At 68.2% G+C, this 20466-nt stretch carries 16 protein-coding genes and 1 pseudogene; 10 read left to right on the forward strand and 7 right to left on the reverse strand.

Going from position 1 to position 20466, the window contains the following annotated elements; translation table 11 throughout:
- Positions 1-5 precede the first annotated feature (5 nt).
- The 3 genes from JGU66_26945 to JGU66_26955 all read right to left on the reverse strand — a co-directional run bounded on the left by JGU66_26945 (position 6) and on the right by JGU66_26955 (position 4089).
- Positions 6-1151, reverse strand: a complete 1146-nt coding sequence (locus tag JGU66_26945; protein MBJ6764425.1) for an acyl-CoA dehydrogenase family protein — start codon at positions 1149-1151, stop codon at positions 6-8.
- A gap of 3 nt (positions 1152-1154) precedes the next feature.
- Positions 1155-2900: a cobalamin-dependent protein gene (locus JGU66_26950; protein ID MBJ6764426.1), complete on the reverse strand. Its 1746-nt coding sequence runs from the start codon at positions 2898-2900 to the stop codon at positions 1155-1157.
- A 283-nt stretch (positions 2901-3183) separates the two neighbouring features.
- The gene (locus tag JGU66_26955) at positions 3184-4089 is read right to left on the reverse strand and encodes a hypothetical protein (GenBank protein MBJ6764427.1); all 906 of its coding nucleotides are present in this window, start codon (positions 4087-4089) and stop codon (positions 3184-3186) included.
- A gap of 605 nt (positions 4090-4694) precedes the next feature.
- Between JGU66_26955 and JGU66_26960 the strand changes: the two genes are divergently transcribed.
- Positions 4695-6182: an FAD-dependent monooxygenase gene (locus tag JGU66_26960; protein ID MBJ6764428.1), complete on the forward strand. Its 1488-nt coding sequence runs from the start codon at positions 4695-4697 to the stop codon at positions 6180-6182.
- Here JGU66_26960 and JGU66_26965 read toward each other — a convergent pair.
- On the reverse strand, positions 6179-8371 hold the full coding sequence (locus JGU66_26965; GenBank protein MBJ6764429.1) for a DPP IV N-terminal domain-containing protein: 2193 nt from the start codon (positions 8369-8371) through the stop codon (positions 6179-6181). The genes JGU66_26960 and JGU66_26965 overlap by 4 nt on opposite strands.
- Positions 8372-8681: 310 nt before the next feature.
- Between JGU66_26965 and JGU66_26970 the strand changes: the two genes are divergently transcribed.
- From JGU66_26970 to JGU66_26985, 4 genes are all read left to right on the forward strand, one after another.
- Entirely contained in the window at positions 8682-9080 is a 399-nt protein-coding gene (locus tag JGU66_26970; GenBank protein ID MBJ6764430.1) for a hypothetical protein, read from the forward strand.
- 99 nt (positions 9081-9179) lie between these two features.
- Positions 9180-9569, forward strand: a complete 390-nt coding sequence (locus JGU66_26975) for a BlaI/MecI/CopY family transcriptional regulator (GenBank protein MBJ6764431.1) — start codon at positions 9180-9182, stop codon at positions 9567-9569.
- Positions 9566-11155 carry a M56 family metallopeptidase gene (locus tag JGU66_26980; protein MBJ6764432.1) on the forward strand — a complete coding sequence of 530 codons (1590 nt, stop codon included), beginning with the start codon at positions 9566-9568 and terminating at the stop codon, positions 11153-11155. Before JGU66_26975 ends, JGU66_26980 begins: the two co-directional genes overlap by 4 nt.
- A gap of 200 nt (positions 11156-11355) precedes the next feature.
- Complete coding sequence (locus tag JGU66_26985; protein ID MBJ6764433.1) at positions 11356-13296, forward strand: erythromycin esterase family protein; 1941 nt, start codon at positions 11356-11358, stop codon at positions 13294-13296.
- A gap of 33 nt (positions 13297-13329) precedes the next feature.
- On the opposite strand, the gene JGU66_26990 is transcribed toward JGU66_26985, so the two are convergent.
- Both JGU66_26990 and JGU66_26995 read right to left on the reverse strand, forming a co-directional pair.
- Positions 13330-13752 carry a hypothetical protein gene (locus JGU66_26990; GenBank protein ID MBJ6764434.1) on the reverse strand — a complete coding sequence of 141 codons (423 nt, stop codon included), beginning with the start codon at positions 13750-13752 and terminating at the stop codon, positions 13330-13332.
- A 181-nt stretch (positions 13753-13933) separates the two neighbouring features.
- Positions 13934-14371, reverse strand: coding sequence for a DoxX family protein (locus JGU66_26995; GenBank protein ID MBJ6764435.1), 438 nt, complete (start codon positions 14369-14371; stop codon positions 13934-13936).
- Between the two features lie 188 nt (positions 14372-14559).
- Between JGU66_26995 and JGU66_27000 the strand changes: the two genes are divergently transcribed.
- From JGU66_27000 to JGU66_27020, 5 genes and pseudogenes are all read left to right on the forward strand, one after another.
- Positions 14560-15609, forward strand: coding sequence for a histidine kinase (locus JGU66_27000; GenBank protein ID MBJ6764436.1), 1050 nt, complete (start codon positions 14560-14562; stop codon positions 15607-15609).
- A complete protein-coding gene (locus tag JGU66_27005; GenBank protein MBJ6764437.1) occupies positions 15606-16391 on the forward strand; it encodes a response regulator transcription factor in 786 nt (261 codons plus the stop codon). The genes JGU66_27000 and JGU66_27005 overlap by 4 nt, the downstream gene beginning before the upstream one ends.
- Before the next feature lie 114 nt (positions 16392-16505).
- Positions 16506-17468, forward strand: a complete 963-nt coding sequence (locus JGU66_27010; protein MBJ6764438.1) for a PD40 domain-containing protein — start codon at positions 16506-16508, stop codon at positions 17466-17468.
- Between the two features lie 235 nt (positions 17469-17703).
- Positions 17704-19031 (forward strand): annotated as a pseudogene (locus JGU66_27015) (AHH domain-containing protein).
- Between the two features lie 3 nt (positions 19032-19034).
- A complete protein-coding gene (locus JGU66_27020) occupies positions 19035-19610 on the forward strand; it encodes a hypothetical protein (protein MBJ6764439.1) in 576 nt (191 codons plus the stop codon).
- 9 nt (positions 19611-19619) lie between these two features.
- Here JGU66_27020 and JGU66_27025 read toward each other — a convergent pair whose 3' ends face one another.
- Positions 19620-20450, reverse strand: coding sequence for a helix-turn-helix transcriptional regulator (locus JGU66_27025; protein ID MBJ6764440.1), 831 nt, complete (start codon positions 20448-20450; stop codon positions 19620-19622).
- Positions 20451-20466: the final 16 nt, after the last annotated feature.

Raw genomic sequence — 20466 nt, forward strand, 5'->3', positions numbered from 1 at the left:
CCTCGTCAGAGGCCCATCATTCGAGCCACGAGGTCTCGCTGAATCTCCGAGGTGCCGGAGAAGATGCGGCTCCCCAGCGCGTCGCGCGCTTCCCGCTCCAGCTCCGTCTCCGTGAGGTAGCCCTGGCCGCCGTGGACCTGCACCGCGTCAAGGCATGTCTGTACCCAGGCCTCGCTCACGTGGAGCTTCACCAGCGACGCTTCCATCATCGCGCTGCGGCCCTGCTGCTTGAGCCACGCGAAGCGGTACAGCAACCCACGCGCCGTCTCCAGGCGCAGCCGCATCTCCACCAGCTTGGTGGACACGGCCTGGAAGTCGCCGATGGGCCGCTCGAACTGCCGGCGCTCGCGTGCATGTCGCACGCAGCGCGCCAGGATGCGCTCCATGGCCCCCAGCGCTGGCGCGAGGATGAAGCCGCGCTCGTACTCCATGAGCTGTGCGAACAAGGGCAGGCCCGCGCCCTCCGCGCCCAGGCGCTGCGACACGGGAACCTCGCAGCCAGCCAGCCGCAGCTCGCCCATGCTCGCGGTCCGCAGCCCCATCTTCGACACCGTGCGCTCGACGTGGAGCCCTGGCTGCCCACGCTCCACCAGGAACGCCGTCAGGCCCTCGCGTCCCCGCGCGGGGGCCACCGTGGCGAAGACCACGGTGAGGTCCGCCACGGGGGCGTTGGTGACGAAGACCTTGCGGCCCTGCAGCACGTACACGTCCCCGCGTCGGGTGGCCGTCGTGCGCAGCGCCGCCACGTCCGAGCCCGCCTCCGGCTCGGTCATCGCGTGGCTGCCCACGCGCGTCCCCCGGGCCAGCGAGGGCAGGTAGCGCTCCTTCTGCGCCTCCGTGCCCACCAGGAGGATGGGCAGCGCGCAAGCCCACAGGTGCGCGCCCAGCGCGAACCCGAGGCCGTTGTCCGCGCACCCCAGGCCCAGTCCCTCCAGCGCCTGAGCGGTGGTGAGCAGCGACTGCTCGGCGCCACCGTAGCGGCGCGGGAATGGCAGGCCGAGCACGCCGAACTCAGCGACCCGCCGCCAGCCCTCGTGATTGAAGGTCCCGTCGCGGTCCAGCGCCACCACGTCGAATGAGAGCTGCTCGCGGGCGAACGCGGCCGCGTCTGACTTCATCCGCGCGTCTTCGGGCGCCCACGCGAAGTCCATGGCTCAGCCTCCGCCTTGGGCGAGCACCGCGTGAGAGGCATTCCCTTGCAGCTCCGCCAGCATCGACGCGGGCACGGTGAAGTCGTCGAACCAGCGGCCTCCGAAGGGGCGGGGGAGGGGGACGATCTGGTCACTCGAATGCGACAGGACGCGCCGGTTGTACGCGCGGATGTCGTCGCGCAGCGGAGCGGGCAGCGCGCCATCTTGCGTGAGCGCGCGCTCCATCTCGCCGAGCAGCGTCTCCGTCTCGGAGATGGCGGACAGGATTCCCTGGCACACGCCGCGGGGAAGCACCCCCGCCTGTCCCTTGGCATCCACGAGGCGAGCCACCGCGCCATAGGTGGCGTCCTGGAGCTGGCGTCGTGACAGCCAGCGCGTCTCGTAGTTGAGCCGCCGATGCCAGAGCGGCTCCACCATGGCGCGCCGATGCTCCTCCAGCGTGCGGTGGAAGAGGCGATAGCCGTGGGGCTCGGGGTCCTCGAAGAAGCGCGAGCCCGGGTCGAGGAACGGCACCATGGGACACAGCAAGGGCAGCACGCGCCGGCCCGGGAAGCGCTCCAAGAGGCCGATGCAGTAGTCCACCGTGTCGGAGATGGACTGCGGTGTCTGCTGGGGCATCCCGATGAAGAACCAGACCAGGACGCCCGCGATGCCCGCGTCGAGCGCGCGCGGAATCCAGGCCTCCATCTGCTCCATCGTGTACGTCCCGCGCCCGGACAGCTTGCTGATGACCGGGTCGTGCGACTCGGGCGACAGCAGGATGTAGGTCTGGCTGGCCTGGCCCATCCGCCGCAGCGTGTCCTCGGGCGTCAGGTGGAACTGCTCGACGAAGAGCTGGCGATAGCCGGCCTCGCGCACCGCCTCGAGGTATGCGTGGAAGCGCGGGCGCGTCTCCGAGTAGCACTGGAGCGCGTAGATGCCGGTGCGCGCGGCGGCGGGGCCCAGGGTGCGCAGCTCGTCGACGACGCGTGGATGGCTTTTCGGAATCAGCGTCTTCTTGACGCCCATGACCTGCTGGAAGGCCGAGCGCGAGCCGCCGCACCAACCACAGTCATACGCGCACCCGGTGTTGGGCAGCGTCATGATGAGCCGCGTCGCGGCCACGTCGCCGGGAGCGTCCCGGTAGAAGCCCCAGTCCACCGTGGCGTCGTTGGAGTCGCGGGCGGGCTTGTGCGCGAAGCCCGTGCGCTCGACACGGCCCTGGCGCTTGAACAGGAGGTTGGGGATGCCCTCCAGGTTCCGCTCGCCGCGCTGGAGGCGCTCGACCAACTGCCGGGTGGGCTCCAGCGTGTCGTAGCCCTGCACCACGACATCGATGGCCGGGTACTGGATGAGCTGCTCCGCGTAGTACGTGGCGGAGATGCCCCCGCAGAGGATGACCGCCTCGGGGTGGGCTCGCTTGATGCGGCCCGCCAGCTCGATGGCGCCGTGGCAGTGCGCCAGCCAGTGCAGGTCCACGCCGAAGACGGGCGCCTCCAGCCGCTCCAACAGGCGGTCCACGTCCAGCGCCGGGTGCTGGAGCATCAGCGCCGCCACGTTGACGATGTCCACCGCGAGGCCGTGCGCGCGCAGGTGCTCCTTCAGCGCGAGGAAGCCAATCGGATACATCTCGTAGATGGACGTGACGTTGACGCTGTCGGAGTCGCTCAGATAGGCGAACAGCACGTCGTCCCGCTCGCGGAAATCATAGACACTCGGCGCGTGCAGCAGGAACAGGTCTGCTCGCAATGTGCTGAGTGGCTCGCTCATGAGCGGCGTTTCCGGCGTGGGCCCAAGGGGATGTCTGGGAATGGTGGGGGTAGATACAGCCGGCGCCGAGAATGGCCGTGGAGCCCCGGAATGTCCTTCGTCCCCCGGTACTGGAATGGAGGGATCTTCAGAACATAGGGGTATTTCTTATCTGTCTTGAATTTGCGACAGGGCGGCGCCGAGCGGGCTTCGCACGAAACACCACGGCCCGCTCCGGGTGGGTTCCGGAAGCGGGCCGCGCTGGCTCGGCAGAGATAGCGCGCTCGGTGAGGCGCGCGCGGGGCTACTTGAAGGATGTCTCCAACTCACCTTCGGCACAGATGAGTTTCAGCCACTGCACGCCGGGCTTGGGGTCCTTCTTGAACAGACCGCCGCGGATGGAGTTCTGGTCGCCGGCCTCCAGGTTGCCCAGGACATAGTGGCTGCCGTCGGGCTTGCGGACGTCGCACTGGGTCCAGTCCTTGTCGCTCTGGTTGAAGACCGTCACGCGGTCGCCATCGCCCACGGCGTAGCCCTTGAGGGCGGCGGGGCGGGCGGGCTCGGCGTAGAGGAACTCGGCCTCGCCCTGGAAGCACTTGACCGTGACGCGGTCGGTGGGCGGCACCGGGGGGCTGGAGAACTTCACCTTCATCACGGTGTCATCCGCGCCCGCGGACACGCGGCCCAGCTTGTAGAAGCGCTCGTCCGAGAAGCGCAGCATGCAGCCGGTCCACGCCTCCTCGGAATTGTTGTGAATCGTGACGCGGACGAGTCCGGACGCGAGGCTGCCGCGCAGGCGCGGGGCGGGCTCCGCGGCCTCGGCGGGCGGCGCGGGCGGGGCCGAGGGAGGCGGCTCCACCGCCACGGGGGCGGGAGCAGGGGCCTGCGCGGGAGCGGCGGCTGGCGCAGCGGCCGGAGCGGGAGTCGCCTCGGGGGCGGGCTTGATGGCGCGCGCGAACTTCGCGCCGCTCTTGACCGCGTCGGCGTTGAGCCGGACGAGGGCGCCCTTCACTTCCATGACGACGGCGGTTCCCACGGCCTTGGTGCCGTTCGCGTCCGCGAACAGGGTGACCTCGTCGCCCACGCTGGGGGCGTCCTTCGCGTCGACGTGCAGGAAGGGGTTGCCCGCGTCGATGAAGAGCTTCACGGGCTTGGACTCGGCCTGGGCGCCGGTCGTGAACAGCAGCAGCGAGACAAACAGTGCTTTCATCACACTTCCTGGAAGAGGCGGTTGATTCGACTCGGTTAGAAGAAACCGTCCGGCGAATCAAGCGGGCGACTGGCCGCGTGGGCAGGCCTATTCCTCTCGGGAATTGGATGCTGAGAAATTGGGCGCCCGTTCTTGGGGCGCGCTCACCCGCTGGCCTCCAGCTCCGCGCCGAGCGCGGCGATGCGGCGAGAGTCGCGCTGCCGCACGTGCAACATCAGGTCGTCGGTGCGGAGGGCCTCTGGACAACTCTCCCTTGGCTGGGCCTGCGCGGGAGGGCGGCGTGCACGCAGTTCAACCTGTCCCTTGGTGCGGTGATGCCCCAGGGGTGAATGTCTGGCTTATCGCCAGCCCTTCTGCCGGCGGCGGAACGGCTCACGGGCATGATGGTCGTGAGGGTTCACCGCGGGAGGCGGCCTGGGGCGCGAGGTCCGTCCAGGAAGCCAGTTCACGCCAGCGAGCGAGGAGGCGACGCGGCGCTTCGGGCGGTGCTGCGCGCCGCCGCTCTCTCCACTGCCAGCAGATGCCAGACCCCGGGTGTTGCCGCAAGCCCCCCCGCTCGTGCTCCACCATCGCCCGTTTCGTTCCAAGCGCAGGAGGGGCGAGTCATGAACGCGGACGAGGTGACGCAGCACGCAGTGGTGATTGCGGGAGGAGGTCCGACCGGGCTGATGCTGGCGGCGGAGCTGGCGTTGGCGCGGGTGGATGTGGCCATCGTCGAGCGGCGCACCGCTCAGGACGTCGCCGGCTCGCGCTCGCGAGGTCTGCACGCGCGCAGTCTGGAGGTGCTCGACCAGCGCGGGGTCGTCGAGCGCTTCACCTCGCAAGGGCAGGCGGTCCAGAACGTCGCGTTCGGGCAGTCGCCTCTGGACCTCAGCGACTTCCCGACGCGTCACAACCACGGGCTCGCGCTCGTGCAGGAGCGCTTCGAGCGCATCCTGGCGGAGTGGGTGGGCGAGCTGTCGGTGCCCATCTACCGAGGGCGCGAGGTGACGGGCTTCGCGCAGGACGACACCGGTGTCGACGTGGCGCTGTCTGTCGGACATTCGCTGCGGGCGAAGTACCTCGTCGGGTGCGACGGAGGGCGCAGCTTTGTCCGCAAGGAGGCGGGCATCGAGTTCCCAGGATGGGACGCATCCATCAGCTACCTCATCGCCGAGGTCGAGATGACCGAGACTCCAGCGGTTGGCATCCGCCGGGATGCGAAGGGCACCTATGCCATGGGCAAGCTGGAGGACGGCCGCGTGGGCGTCGTGCTCAGAGAGGAGCAGGTCTGCATGGGCGACGCGCCGACCCTCGAGCTTCTGCGCGAGGGGCTCATCGCGCTCTATGGGACGGACTACGGCCTGCGCCGCGCCACGTATCTCTCGCGCTTCACCGACATGACGCGACAGGCGGCGTCCTATCGCAACCGGCGGGTCCTCCTGGCCGGTGACGCGGCCCACGTGCACTCGCCGATGGGCGGACAAGGGCTCAACCTCGGCGTGCAGGATGCCGTGAACCTGGGGTGGAAGCTGGCCCAGGTCGTGCGCGGCGTCTCGCCGGAGACCTTGCTCGACACGTACCAGGCCGAGCGGCACCCCGTCGCGGCCCGTGCGCTGCGCAAGACCATGGCGCAGACCGCACTGAGCCGCGGTGACGCGCGGATGGATGCCGTGCGCGAGACGCTGACGGAGTTGCTGCGGATGGACGGGCCCCGCAAGCAGTACGCGGCGATGTTGTCGGGCCTGGACATCCACTACGACCTGGGCAGCGGACATCCGCTGCTCGGGCGCCGAATGCCGGACCTCGAGCTGCTCACGCCCGATGGCCCTCGGCGCGTGTTCCACCTGCTGCACGAAGCGCGTCCCGTGCTGCTCCACTTGGATGAGCGAGCCCCCATGAATGTCGCGCCCTGGGCAGACCGGGTTCGGACAGTCGCCGCTCGCTACACGGGAGCGTGGGAACTCCCGGTGCTCGGCCTCGTCGCGGCGCCTATGGCGGTGCTGATTCGACCGGACGGCTACGTCGGATGGGTTGGGGAGGGCACGGACCAGGGGCTGCGTGAGGCCCTGGCCCGATGGTTCGGGCCGCCGCGTGAAGCCGAGGCGTCCTAGAGATTGTCGTGGAAGTGGCTCATCACCCGCTCCCAGCGGCGCATGTTGAGGAGCGGGTCGGCCACGCGGTGGGTGGCGCCGCTGATGGCGAGCAGTTCGTGATGCTTGCCCGCGCGGAAGAGCGCGTCCGACAGCTTGAGCGCATTGAAGAAGTAGACGTTGTCGTCTCCCGTGCCGTGCAGGAGCAGGAGCTTGCCCACGGGTTTGTCTTCGTGGATGTATGTCACCAACGAGGTCCGCGAGTAGGCCTCGGGGTGCTCCTGCGGCAGGCCCAGGTATCGCTCGGTGTAGTGGGTGTCGTAGTCGTCCTGCACTGCTGTCGCGGCGCCCGCAGCCGCGGCCTTGAAGACGTCCGGGCGCTTGAGGACCGCGAGCGCCGCCATGTCGCCGCCGAAGCTCCACCCCTCGATTCCCACCCGGTTGAGATCCATCTCGGGGACCTCGGCTGCGAGTGCGCGCAGCGCGGCGATCTGATCATCCAGGGGGACGCTGTAGAAGTCATACTTGATGGCTCGCTCCCAGGCGCGGCCACGCAGCGGCGTCCCGCGGCCATCAAACCGGACGACGAGGTAGCCCTGGTCCGCCATCCACTGCGCGAGCAGATGCTGCTCCATGCTCTGATGCACGACGGTTTCCAGCGGCCCGCCATACACATTCACGATGACGGGCAGCTTCACACCGGGCTTGAAGTCACGCGGTCGCACGATGGATGCCCAGAAGCGCTCCGGGCCCACCTGCTGCACCTCGAAGCGAGGGAAGAAGGGCGGCTGCACGGCCAGAGAGGGCAGCAGGCCCACGCGAGTGCCATCCGCGCGGAGCACGGGGAACTGGCGCATGGTCCGCGGTCCCTCGGAGGGGACGACGAGCAGGGCGCCACTCGCCGCGACCCATCCGCTCTCCAACGCAGGTCCCGTGTCGGGAGTGACGCGCGTGGGCACGCCGCCACCCTGGACGCGCCAGAGATAGCGCTCGGTGGGGTTCGGCCCCCCGAGGAAATACAGCGCGTCCTGCGCGTCCACGTAGCGCACCAGGGCCCGGAACCCCGCCGAGGGAGGAACGAGCGAACGCGCGAGGCGGCCGTCCGCGTGGCGCCGCTCGACCTCGGGCGCGCCATTGCGCTCGGTGCACCACAGGAAGCCGCTTCCGTCCGCGAGCCACGAAGGGAAGCGCTGGTCCAGGTTGAGCCACGCCTCATCTTTCTCCACGAGCAGCGTGCGGGTGTTTCCAGTCCGAGGCTCCACCGAGAGGAGGCGTTCTTCTGTCTGCGCGCGGTTCTGCACGAGCACGGTCAGCGGGCCCTTGCGAGGCCATCTCACGGTCGCGAGGTACGGATACGCGTCCTGGTCCCACTTCGCCCAGACGGTGGGGCCGCCCGTGAGCGACGCGATGCCCAGGCGCACACGTGCGTTGGGGCCGCCCGCGCGTGGAAAGGCGAAGGACTCGGCGCCTCGCTCGGGGTGGGTGACGTCTGCGACGAGGCGCTTGTCGACCTGACTCACGTCGACTTCGGCGAAGGCGATGGCCTTGGCGTCGGGGCTCCACCAGTAGCCGGAGTCGCGGCCCATCTCTTCCTGGGCGACGAACTCGGCGACGCCGTGTTCCTTCTCCTGGGTTCCGCCCCGCGTCACCGCGTGCTCGGTGTTGCTCCGGAAGTCGACGCGGTAGACGTCGTGGTCGCGGACGTAGGCAACCTGTGAGCCGTCTTGCGAGAGCTTCGGGTCCATCGCGCCCGCGCCAGTGTGTAGCTCCGTCACCTTGCCGCTGGCCCGCTCCAGGACGTACAGCTTGCCGGAGAGGGGGAGCAGGATTCGCGAGCCGTCCTCGGAGAGGGTGTACGAGGTGAAGCCTCTGCCGCGCGTTCGCAGGCGCTCGCGTCGAGCCCGCTCCTCGGTCGTCAGGGTCTCCTCGGCGCCTCGAAGCAGGCGCTCGGGGTCGAGCAGGTCCGTTGTCTGTCCCGTGGTGGTGTCAAAGGCATACAGCGTCATCACGTCGGACGAGGGAGGGCTGCGGAGGAAGAACACGGTCTTCCCGTCCGGGGCAATCTGGATGCCCATGGGACGACCGGTGCTGAAATACCGGGTCTCGGAGAGTTGCCGCAGGAAGGCGGAGGACGGGGGCTCGGCGGCCTGGGTCAGGGCAGGGACTCCGAGCAGGGCCAGCACCGCGAACCCCAGGCGCACGCATGACATGACAACCCCCATCGACGCGGGGCCATGCGCGAGCGGACGATTCCGCTCGGGAGCCGGGCCCGCGCGCGAGAATGCAGCCTATGTGCCGGAGTGGTGCGTCTGGGCTGCCTAAGCAGTCTCGCTGGCGTGCGCCGATTGTGGGAATCGCCGTCCCAGAGGCGGACAACTCGATTGCGGGTGAGCGCCATCACTCTTGCTCGCGGCATCGGGCCAGTTGGGAGATGCTGTCGCGGCACAAGGCTGGGTCGCTGCCAACTGGATGGCTCAACACTCAGGTGCTGTGCAGCGATGCCTTGGTTGCACTCTCAAGATGCTCGTCAAGCCGTTGCCGAATATTCATGACCCGTTGCCGGATGGTCGTACGAATCCGTCGATATCCGCGGATTGGCTGTATGTCGTTACCTCGATTGGACCGCGCGACTATCGCGTGGTGGATGTGTGTGGAGAACCCATTCTGATTCCGATTTCGCTCTTCGAGGTCGTCGATGACTGGCTCCCGAGTGATTGGGTGCGGGAAGTCACAGTCGATGAGTCGGATGAGTGGGTCTCTTGGGGGAGGCCTGAGTTGCTGACACGTGGCTTCTTTGAGCGATGGCACGATGGGGATGTCCGTGCGATGCGGCTCTTCGCCGAGATCTATGCGGAGCTGTGGCGCCACCATGCGCCGCAGTTGCTTGGTCAGCCTTACGTCCTGAAGGACGGAATGTGAGCTGACCAGGCGCCGCTCCAGGCGCTCGTCGTCGTGGGGCGGCTCCGAAGTACGACGGGCGTCGTTGACAACATACGATTCGGGTCGTACTTTGGCGGCATGACTGCGGATGCCATTCCGACCGAAGCGGAACTCGCCATCTTGAGTGTGCTCTGGAAGCGCGGCCCGAGCACCGTTCGCGATGTCCACGAGGCCCTGGGGCGAGAGGACGGCAAGGGGGCGGGCTACACCACCACGCTCAAGCAGCTCCAGGTGATGGCGGAGAAGGGGCTGGTGAGCCGCGATGAGCGTTCCCGCAGTCACGTCTACGCCGCGAACGTCGCGGAGGCGCGCACCAAGCGCCAGTTGGTGAAGGACCTGCTCGAGCGTGTGTTTGGCGGGTCCTCGGGAGCGCTTGCCGTGCAGGCGCTGTCGCTCAAGCCCGCCTCGAAAGAGGAACTCGAGGAGCTTCGGCGCCTGCTGGGCGAGGAGAAGCGAGGCAAGTCATGAGCGCAGGCGCACGGCTGGAGTCCTGGGCTCAAGGGCTGGCGGAGTGGCTGGCGCATGGGGTGTGGCAGACGAGCGTCGTGGTGTTGTTCGCGGCCGTCGCGATGTGGCTGCTGCGGCACCGGTCGGCTCGGACGCGCTATGCGGTGGGGTGTCTGGCTTTGGCCTTGTTGGTGCTCGCACCCCTCGCCACGGTGTTGCAGACGCGCGCTCCGCCCGCGCCGGTGACGTGGGGCTGGACGGAAGGGCCGCTTGGCACAGCGCGACCGAGCCTGGTGGAGGCGCAGGCCCTCGCGTCGGTGGAGCCGCTGTCGAAGATGGCGCCAGCGCCGGCATGGGCCTTCGCTGACTGGGGGCCCGCGGCGCTTGGGGGCCTCTGGCTCGTGGGGGTGTTGGGAGGATTGCTGCGCCTGTCCCTGGCTTGGCGGCGGACGTCTCGGTGGTGGGTGCGACCGGCGACGCCTGCGTCCTCGGCGCTGCGTCAGACCGTGAGCAGTGTGGCGGAGCGGTTGGGCTTGCGTCGTGCAGTGCGAGTCGTCGAGTCACCCTTCGCACCGTCACCGCTGGTGTTGGGCGTGGTGCGTCCGCTGCTCGTGCTCCCGCGAGGCGTGGAGGAGCGGCTTGCTCCCGAGCAGTTGGAGGCGGTGCTGGCGCATGAACTCGCGCATGTCCGCCGTCACGATACGTCCGTCAACTTCGTGCAGTGTCTGGTGGATGTGCTGTTCTTCTTCCATCCCGCGGCGCGCTGGTTGTCCAACCAGGTGCGACTGGAGCGCGAGCACTGCTGTGATGACGCGGCGGTGGGCTTTTGTGGCAGCGCGCGGGTGTACTCCGGTGCCCTGCTCGGGTTGGAGGAGCTTCGACAGGAGGGCGCCATGTTGTCGCTGGGCGCGGGAGCCCATCCGCTCGCGGGCCGCGTGCGCAGGCTGCTGGGATTGGCGCCCATGGTGGGGGCTCGCGGGGTGTGGCGCCTCGGTGGGGTGCTCGTCGTGCTGGCGGCGTCGGGGTTGGCCTGGACGTGGGAGGCTCCCGCGCAGACAGCTCGGCCCGAACCGGGAGCACCTGGGCTCGCAGGGGCGACGTGCTCGCGCGCCGTCTATCCGAAGGACTTCACCGCCATCGCCTCCTATGCGGCCCAGGGGCGCGTCGTCCGCAGCCGGCTCTTCGTGTCGCGCTGCGGGCGCATTCGGTTGGAGCCCGCGGACCGCACGCCCGTGCAAGCGCTCCTCTATGATGCGAGCACGCTGGAGTGGGCGGCGCTGGATGTCACGGCACGCACGTATGACGTGCTCCCCGCGAAGAGCGACCTGGGGCTCCCGCTGCACCTGCCTGGGGGCTGCACCGAGCAGCGCGTGAGCTGTGCGTCACAGGGCGACGCCGACTTCGCGGGTCGCCGCACCCATCGCTGGCATCGCGTTCATGCGCCCCACGACACGGTGACGCAGTGGATGGACGCGGAGCTGGGCTACCCCATCCGCGAGGACTCCAGCCTCTTCGGCGCCATCACGCTCTCGGACATCCGGATTGGAGACCAGGGCACCGCGCCGTTCATCATCCCGAGCGACTACACGCGATTCGTCGCACCTTGAGCCGCTTCTCCGGCGCGCGAGTGATTGCCCCGCGCCGGGCCTGTTTCACGTCTGCTTTCGCGCCGTTCTCGTGACGCGTGGCCTCCTCGCGAGGCGAACGCTGCTGCTCGTTCACGTCCGATGTTCCTTCGCGGCGGATGCGCTGGCCTCTCGGCCTGACGTGTCCCGGCCGAGCACCCGTCGTCTGCCCCGAGGTTCCCGTGAAACTGCTTCGCATGTTGTGGCTCGTGCTGCCGCTTGCATGTGCCAGCACCAGCACGCCCCTTGTGTCCACCGTCGCTGCGAATCCCAGAGCCCCGGCCGTCGTCGTCACCACGGCCACGGTGGAGGGCACGGTCCAGAGTGCTGCGAAGGAACCCGTCGCGGGAGCGGTGGTGGCGCTCATCCCCGCGCGCGAGGACTGGAATCCGGATCGCTCACCTCCAGCGGGGCGGATGCTCACGGGGCCAGATGGGCGCTTTCGCTTCGAGGGCATCGCTCCCGGAAACTACGGAGTGACAGTCAGTGCCCTTCGGCACGAGGCGGTCTTCACCGAGGTGCGGCTCACGGCGGCGGCGACCCCGCGTCAGCTCGACGTGATGCTCGCCCCCGCGCGGCATGTGGTTCGCGGCGGCGTGAAATCGGAAGCGGGCGCGCCGCTCGCGGGCGTCTGGCTGGACGTGGGTCGCTACAGCGACTTCTTGGGGGACATGCTCTATGTCCAAACAGATGCGCAGGGCGCCTTCGAGGTCGCGCTGCCTGTCGGTGAGTACCGCATCGCCCTCGGCGCCGAGGGCTTCCTTCCCACCGGACGCCAGGTGCGCATCGTGGAAGGGACGACCTCGCTGATGGCGGACTTCCTGCTGCGTGCTCGCCCCGAAACCGCGCCGCCCGCGCCGGAGGTGGTGTCGTGGGTGAAGCAGTCCCTGGTGCCTCTGTCGAGCGTGGAGGCAGGGCATGGCTTCGCGGACCTGCATCCACTGAAACCGTGGTTGTCCAAGGCACGCATCGTGTCGCTGGGTGAGGCGACCCACGGCAGTCGCGAGTTCTTCCAACTGAAGCATCGGATGCTGGAGTTCCTCGCCACCGAGCTGGGCTTCACGGTCTTCGCCATCGAGGCCAGCTTCGGCGAGTCGCTCGCCATCAATGACTATGTGCTCACGGGCAAGGGAGACCCGGCGAAGGCGCTCACGGGGCTGTACTTCTGGACGTGGGACACCGAGGAGGTGCTGTCTCTCATCCGGTGGATGCGCGCCTACAACGCCGACCCGCGCCACCCGAGGAAGCTCAAGTTCTATGGCGTGGACATGCAGACCTCCGCCGCTTCCGCGCAGGCGATCCTGGATTACTTCGCGCGAGTGGAGCCGGTCTTTCATCAGCGGCTGGTGGGCCCTCTGACGCCGTTCACCGACAAGGCTCAGGGTGAGTCACTGCGCACGCTGGAGTCCGGGAAGGTGCTCGCGGGAATCGTCGCGGAAGTGGAGGCGTGGCTTCGTCGGCATCCGTCCCGCAAGGGCGCGGAGAAGGCGCACGCGCTCGTGGGTGAGCATGCGCGCGTGCTCGGACAGTTCGCCGCGCGGACCGGCAGCCCGGCCGCGGACGAGAGCTTCCGGGACCTCGCGATGGCTCAGAACGCGCGATGGATTCTAGAGCACGAAGGCCCCCAGGCTCGGATGGTCCTCTGGGCGCACAACTCGCATGTCGCCACCGCCCTGGAGCAGGGACGTGTGCCCATGGGCAAGCACCTGCGTCAGGCGCTCGGTCAGGAGCTGTATGTCTTTGGCTTCGCTTTCAACCAGGGAGAGTTCCAAGCCATCCACGTGCCCAGCGAACCGAACGAGCCGCGCCGTGGCCTCAGTGTCCATTCGCTCCCTCCGGCCGACGTCGGCATGTTGGAAGGAGCGCTCTCCCAGGCAGGCTCGCCGCTGTTCGCGCTGAACCTGCGCGACCTGCCCGTGAAGGGCGCGGCAACGGAGTACTTTTCTCAGCGCCGATACACTCGCAACTTTGGGGCGGTGTTCAGCAAGGACATCCAGCCCGTGGCTGTCCGGGCCGTGAGCGCATACGACGGACTGCTCTTCGTGGAGCGCACCGAGGCGGCCATCCCTACCCCCACGGGCCGGCGTCCGCCGCCGCCTCCGCCCGTGAGCCGCACGCCTTGAACGCCTGCGTGGAGAGTGTTCTCCGTGGGCGCATCACTTCGTGCCGGCATCAACGATGATCGTCCCATCATTGCCGACGCGAAAGTCCAGGCCACCGATTCCATTGCCGGTGACATGCAGGTTGTAGTGCTTGCCGGGCTCCAGCGGACGAGCCTTCTGGTCCGTCTCGAAGCCGGCGGGCGCCTGCCCAAAGACGATGACCGGAGGGGACTCAACATTGCCGGACTGGGATGCGTGGATGGTCCAGACTTGCTGCCCGTCCTGGGTCGTCACCATGAGCCGGGTGTAGCCCAGCTTCCTATTCGTCCCCGCCTTTCCCCCCAGAGCGAACGTGGGAGCCGGCAGCTTCTCGCTGACGGTGGCTGGGCGGACCTCAATCATCGGGTCGCACGCCGTGAGCAGGAGCGCAGGGACAAGGGCCGACAGGAGCGGAAGGACGCGAACGGGATGGGTCATCCCGAGCATCGATAGCACGGCCTGCTGCTCAGGCTGAATCCATGGCCGAGGCAGGGGAGCACTGGGCCCAGGAGCGCCTCGGTCGCAGAGCAGCGCATGCTCATGCCGCACCGAGGACGCCACCCGGAAACTCCGCGCGCTGGCGGAAGGTCTGTCCGCCAACGCGCTCGAATCGAAGGAGCTACGGGGTGCCGCGCGTGAGCTTGGCGCGGATGAACGCGTCCACCGAGAAGCGTCCGGGGCCGACGAGCAGCATCACCACGGAGATGGACAGGTAGACCAGGGCCAGCTCATAGCTCGCGCCGTGGCCCACGAACGGGTCGCCATTCGCCACCGCGTGGGTGAGCACGGCGACGCCCATCGTGAAGAACAGTCCGAGGGACGCGAGCGGCACCAGCGCGCCGAGGATCCACGCCAGTCCGCCCCCGAACTCGGAGAGTGCGGCCAGCGCCTGGAATACCCCCGGCACCGGAGCCGTGGGCCCCATCCAGTGGAAGGGGTCCTGAATCTTGGACGTGCCATGCAGCACGAACGCGAGCCCGGCGACGACGCGCAACAGGAGCAGCGCCGCGCTTGCGGCATTGGAAGGAGGAGCAGGAAAGACGGATGCGAGCTTCATGATTGGACCCAAGGGAGAGCTGTGGGGGAGAAGTGAAACGCCCCCGTTCAATGTCACGCCATTGGAGTGAGCGCCAGCGTGTTGGAGTGAGGTGTCAACCCGTTGGAAGCATTCCATCGAGTCGCCGGCGGGTGCAACGCGAGGCCCGCTTCCCGGTGCGCGAGAGGGCGTGCGTATACTCCGCCGCCATGACACGCGGCAGCTCATGGCGATGGTGGGTGGCATCGTTCGTCTATTGGACGTTGTCGGGGTTGGCTGCCGCGAGCGAGGCGCACTCCGTGGGCGGCGGCGCTTGGAGCGATGTGTTGCGCACGTCGCTCGTGGCCCACTGCCTCTGGGCCCCGCTCACCTTGCTCGTCATCCGACTGGGGCTGCGCTACCCGTTCGAGCGCCCGCATCTCGTCGCCCGGCTCGTCCTGCACGCGGTGGGCGCGCTGGTGGCCTCCTTGGCGCGAGCCGCCGCCATCTACGCGCTCGACCCGTGGGTGGGCTGGTACGCCCAGCGTCCGGACTTCTTCGACGTGCTGGAGCACTCGCTGCTCTACAACCCGTTCACCTACTTCACGGTGCTCGGCGTGGCGAATGCGCTCTACTACGCCGAGCAGGTGCGGCTGCGAGAAGGGCAGCTCGCTCGCGCGCAGCTCCATGTCCTCAAGGCGCAGCTGCACCCGCACTTCCTGTTCAACACGCTGCACTCCATCTCGGCGCTGGTCCACCGCAACCCCGATGGAAGTGAGCGGATGATTGCGCGGCTGAGCGACCTGCTGCGCAGCACGCTGGACGCCGCGACGCGTGAGGAGGTTCCCCTGCGCGAGGAGCTGCGCTCACTCCAGCTCTACCTGGACATCCAGGGCGTGCGCTTCGCGGATCGACTCACGGTGCGTCGGGACATCGACCCGGACACCCTGGGCGCGCATGTGCCCCACTTCCTGCTGCAACCCCTGGTGGAGAACGCCATCCAGCACGGCATCGCGCCGGGCTCCGAGCCGGGGACCGTCACGCTGGTCGCGCGCCGCGAAGGCTCCGAGCTGCGCCTGGAAGTGCGCGATGACGGCCTGGGGCTCAAGTCGCCGCCCGAAGCGCTCACCCGGTCCGGTGGCGGCAAGGGCCTGTGGCTCACCCGCGAGCGGCTCACGCAGTTGTATGGCAGGGACCACCGGCTGGAGCTGCGAGACGCCGAAGGGGGTGGCACCGAGGTCCTGCTCGCGCTGCCGTTCCGCGCGGAGACCTCCGCGTGAGCACGCCGATTCGCGTGGTCGTGGTGGACGACGAGCCGCTCGCGCGGGAGCGCCTGCGGGACCTCCTGTCGGAGACCTCGGACATGCAGGTGGTCGCGGAGTGTCGCGATGGCCACGAGGCCATCACGGCCCTGGAGGATGCGCGACCGGACCTCGTCTTCCTGGACGTGCAGATGCCCGAGCCGGATGGCTTCGGCGTCATCCGGGCCATCGACCCGGAGCGGCTCCCGGAGATCATCTTCGTGACCGCGCATCGAGACTTCGCGGTGCAGGCCTTCGAGGCCAACGCGCTTGACTATCTGCTCAAGCCGTTCGACCGGGAGCGCTTCCAGCAGAGCCTCGCCCGCGCGCGCGAGCGCCTGCGAGCCCGTGCCGCCCAGCCAGACGCGGAGCTGCTCGCGCGCCTGGAGTCCTTGTCCCAGCGGATGGCGCCGCCTCCCGAGCGCTACGTGAACCGACTGGTGGCGAGGGTGGGGTGGCGGTTGCGCTTCGTCCGAGTCGACGACATCGACTACCTGTCCTCCGAGGGGAACTACGTCTCGCTGCACGTGGGGAAGGAGTCCTACCTCGCGCGGGAGACGCTCAACGCGCTGGAGGCGAAGCTCGACCCGAAGCGCTTCGTGCGCGCGCATCGCTCGTTCATCGTCCAACTGGACCGGATTGAAGAAGTGGAGCCGCTGCCGCCCGGAGAGTTCGTGTTCGTCCTACGAGACGGCACGAAGCTCACTTCGGGGCGCAGCTACCGTGCGCGCCTGCAGCGGGCGCTCGACCTCGCTCCCTGACGCGACATCATCCCGGCCGGTCCACCGTCCATCCCGGACCCTCCACGGTTCGTCACATCCTCATGGGGCTGCTCGCGTGTTCGAGCGACCTTGGTCGCGGCAAAGGAGCCGCGCATGAACGTGATTCGTGGACTGGGAGTGAAGGGATCGTCCGTGGGTGCCCTGCTGGCCGGGGTGATGGTGAGCGTGTCGGGGACCGCCTGGGCCCAGGGGCCGTGGGCCGACGCCTGGGCGGCCGACGAGGGCGTGGGGGCGCTGTCGCGTGTTTCGTGCGAGCCCGGCGGTTCGCTCTTCGCGCCGGGGGAGATCTCGTTGCCGGAGCGCTCTGAGTACCGGCTGTCGTTCTCCGCCGACGGTCAGACGGCCTACTACCACGTGGACACGGCGGAGGCGCCGTACGGGACCATCTACGTGACGCACAAGGTGAATGGGCACTTCGGTCCGGGCGAGGTCGTGTCGTTCTCGGGGACCTTCCACGACTCGGATCCATTCCTCTCGCCGGATGGGCAGTCGCTCTACTTCTCCTCCATCCGACCGGTGGACGGCGTGGCGCGCGAGGACTTCGACCTGTGGGTGGTGCACCGCTCCGGCAACGGTTGGGGTGAGCCGCAGCACCTGGGCAACGCCGTCAACTCGCCTCGGCACGAGCTGTTCCCGAGCGTGAGCGCGGACGGGACGGTGTACTTCGCGAGCGGCAACTTCGAGACGGACTTCGACATCTACCGCGCGCGGCGCCAGGGCAATGGCTACGCCGCGCCGGAGAACCTGGGCTCGGGGGTGAACAGCCCGGACTTCTGGGAGTACAACCCGTGGGTTTCGCCGGACGGCAAGATGCTCATCTTCGCGTCGCTGAACCGCCCCGGGGGTTACGGCCTGGGTGACCTCTACGTGAGCTTCAACCTCGCGGGCCGGTGGACGCGGGCGCTGAACATGGGCCCGGCGGTGAACACGGAGAAGGACGAGTTCCACCCGACGCTGAGTCGCGACCTGCGTCGCCTCTACTTCGTGCGGCAGACGTGGAACCCGTTCACGCCCTCGGACTTCTACAGCCTCGACACGCGCTGCCTCTTTCGCTGAGTGAATGAGGGCCGCAGCGCTCCCTTCGTTCATCGCGAAGGGAGCGCTGCGAGCAAGCAACATGGCTACTTCGCTGGCAGCGGATTGGGCTGTCACGCAGGTGTCTTCCGGGCGCGTTCCCATGATCGTGTTGGACGCCTGACACCTCTGCGGAACGTACCCCTGGCGCGTCCTTGCCTTCTCCAGATGGGGGCTGCTCATGTCCGCGCGGGACAAGGATTGCCCTGGGGGGCGCATGAAGGCATTCGCGCTGGCTGCATTGGTCGCGCTCTCGGCCGGGTGCGCGACCGCGCGAGTCGTCAGGCTCGACACCGGAGTGGGCAAGCCGATTGTCTACACGCCGCCTGAGACACCCTCCGTCGAGATAGACGCCTTGGCGTTCCGCCGTGCGGTGACCCAGTTCGTCCTCGACTTGAGGTTGGACGTTGCCTTCAGACAGCTCGAGCAGCAGGACGGACGCCGCTCGCTCTTGGCCTCCTCACGAGGACTTGCCTCTGGGGTACAGGGTGTCTCCGTGCCCGCGTCATATGAGCGAATCTGCCAACAGCAGGACGAACCGAATGACTGCCTGAGTCTCTTGGCGGGCGGGCTCACGATGGGGCCCCTGGAACGCCGGATGCTGGCGCTCTACTTCGCGCTCGATACCGTCTGGGAAGGCGTGGGGGATGCGGTCAAGAACCTCGCGAATGGCGCGGCGTTGCGGGCCATGGTGACGACGATGATTGGCACGGCGCTGGTGATGCTGGTTGCGCCCGAGCCCGTGACCAAGGTCATGGCGGTCGCGCTGACGGCCTCGCTGATTGCCTATCTCGGCACCGGGCCCGTCTGGAATCTCGGGCAAGGCTTCCTGGGCCTGCTGGACGAGTCACGAGACGCCACGAGTTTCGCGGAGCTGGAGCGCGCAGGGCATCGGTTCGGAAAGGTGCTCGGCGACAACGGGGCGCGGGTCTTGATCGTCGTCGCGCTGTCGATGCTCGGCGGGAAGAACGCCATGGCGGCACCAGGCGCGAAGATGCCGGGTTTCGCATTGGCGGCGGCGCGGGCGGAAGTCGAAGGAGGATTCGTCCTGTCGGGCGCGCTGTCGGGTGGGGTGCAGTCCATCTCCGTCGGCTCGGCTGGGGCGCTGAATGTGGTGCTTTCCCCAACGGCGGTTGCCGCGGTCGCGATGGGGGCCGGTCCTCCTGGGGGGCGGCTGGCGCAGGGGCGGGCGGGGGCATTCCGGGCGAGCCCGACGGAGAGATTCACCACATCTGCACGGACAAGAACTCCATTTCAGAGTCGAGCGGAGGGCCGTGGACCCCGCAATTCGAAAAGATCTTCAGACGGGCCGGAATGAAGCTCAGTGTCCAGGCGAATCAGGTCAGGATTCGTGGGCACAAGGGGCCTCATCCTCGCGAGTACCACGAAGAGATCCTCCGCCGCATTACCCAGGCAACGCAGGGTTGCGAAGGTGCTGCCCATTGTCGGGCTGCATTGATGGACGACCTTGCACGGATCGCAGGTGACCTCGTAAGAGACGGCACCCACTTGCGGAAGCTCATTACAGGGGGCTTTGAGGGGTAGGCCATGGGACAGCGCTTCTATGATTTGAAGATCGATGTCCATGTTCCAGGGCGTTGGTACCTGTCAGAACCCACCACGGCTTCTGGCCTCGAGGTGGATGATATCTGGCGGTTCACGCGGGGGCGGCCCGTCGAACTTGACGAGCGGTTGCAGTTCCCGCTGTTTCGCCCAGGGACTCCGACGGACATCGAGTTCGCTGGCGCGGGACAGACTCCCGTCGTCAGCGACCGAGTTGCTTCCATCTTTCGCGAGAGTGCACCGCGCGACGTGCAGCTCTTTCCCGTGGAGGTTGAAGGTACGGGCGAGCCGTACTTTCTACTCAACGTGGCTCGAATGGTGCGTGCGATTGATGATGCCGCCTGTAAGGAAGTCCAGCGCTATGCTGTTGATGAGCCTGTTCAGGCTCATCGCGCGGGGCAGTATCGATCTGTCTCGGGTTTGAGGATTGATAAGTCAAAGGTTGGCGATGCCCGGGTGTTTCGCCTGTGGGGCTTCTTTCCTCCCATCATCGTGGCCGATGAAATCAAAGATGCGCTCATGGCCGCCGGTATCTCGGGCGCTCGCTTCGACGAGGTCTGAGCGCCCCGCTCAGCGCGAGTTCGACTGCTGGCGGATCGCGCGGGCCTCGGCGGCGTACTCGCCGGGTGACTGGCCGACGACGGACTTGAAGTCTCGGATGAAGTGCGACTGGTCGAAGTAACCCAGTTGCAACGCGAGGCTCGCCATGTCCGGTGCGTCCTCGGCTTCGAGCCGCAGGGCGGCTTCGTGCAGGCGGTAGCGCTGGAGGACCCACTTGGGACTCACGCCCACCGCCGCGTTGAACCGTCGCTGGAGCTGACGCACCGGCAGGCCCGCGCGCGCGGCGACCTGCTCCATGCGCGTGATTTCGGGGTCTCGCGCCAGTCGCTCCACCAGGTCGCGCAGCAGGACGATCTCCGCGGGCAGGACGGGGATGCGTGTGACGAGGAAGTCCTCGGCCAGCGCCACGCACCGCAGGGGCTCGGGCTCCGCGAGGATGGCGTCGCGCAGCGCATCGACGGCCGGTCCGAACACGGGCCTCGCGCTGACCGTGCGATCGGTCAGGCGTGACAGGGGCGCCCCGAGGAACGGCTGGAACGCGGCGGGGCGGAACTTGATGCCGAAGACGCGATCCTGCCCGCTCAGGCGTCGGCGGAAGCGCCGCGTCTGCACGCCGGCGAGCTGGCCGCGCCCTCGCTCGAAAATCCAGTGGATGCAGGGGTGCGGCAGCGTCTCGGCCTGGAGGGAGGGCAGGCCCCGGAGGTCCCACCGGACGCTCCAGAAGTGCTCGATGTAGGGCGCCAGCGCGGGCGCGGGCAGCCATCGCTCGTGGGCGATGCGGTTCGCAGGCGCGCGGCGCTGGAGGACGCCGCGCGGGGCGTCGAGGCGGGAACGACTCACTCTGTCGCATGGTAGG

The sequence above is a fragment of the Myxococcaceae bacterium JPH2 genome (genome assembly GCA_016458225.1).
Classification (GTDB): domain Bacteria; phylum Myxococcota; class Myxococcia; order Myxococcales; family Myxococcaceae; genus Citreicoccus.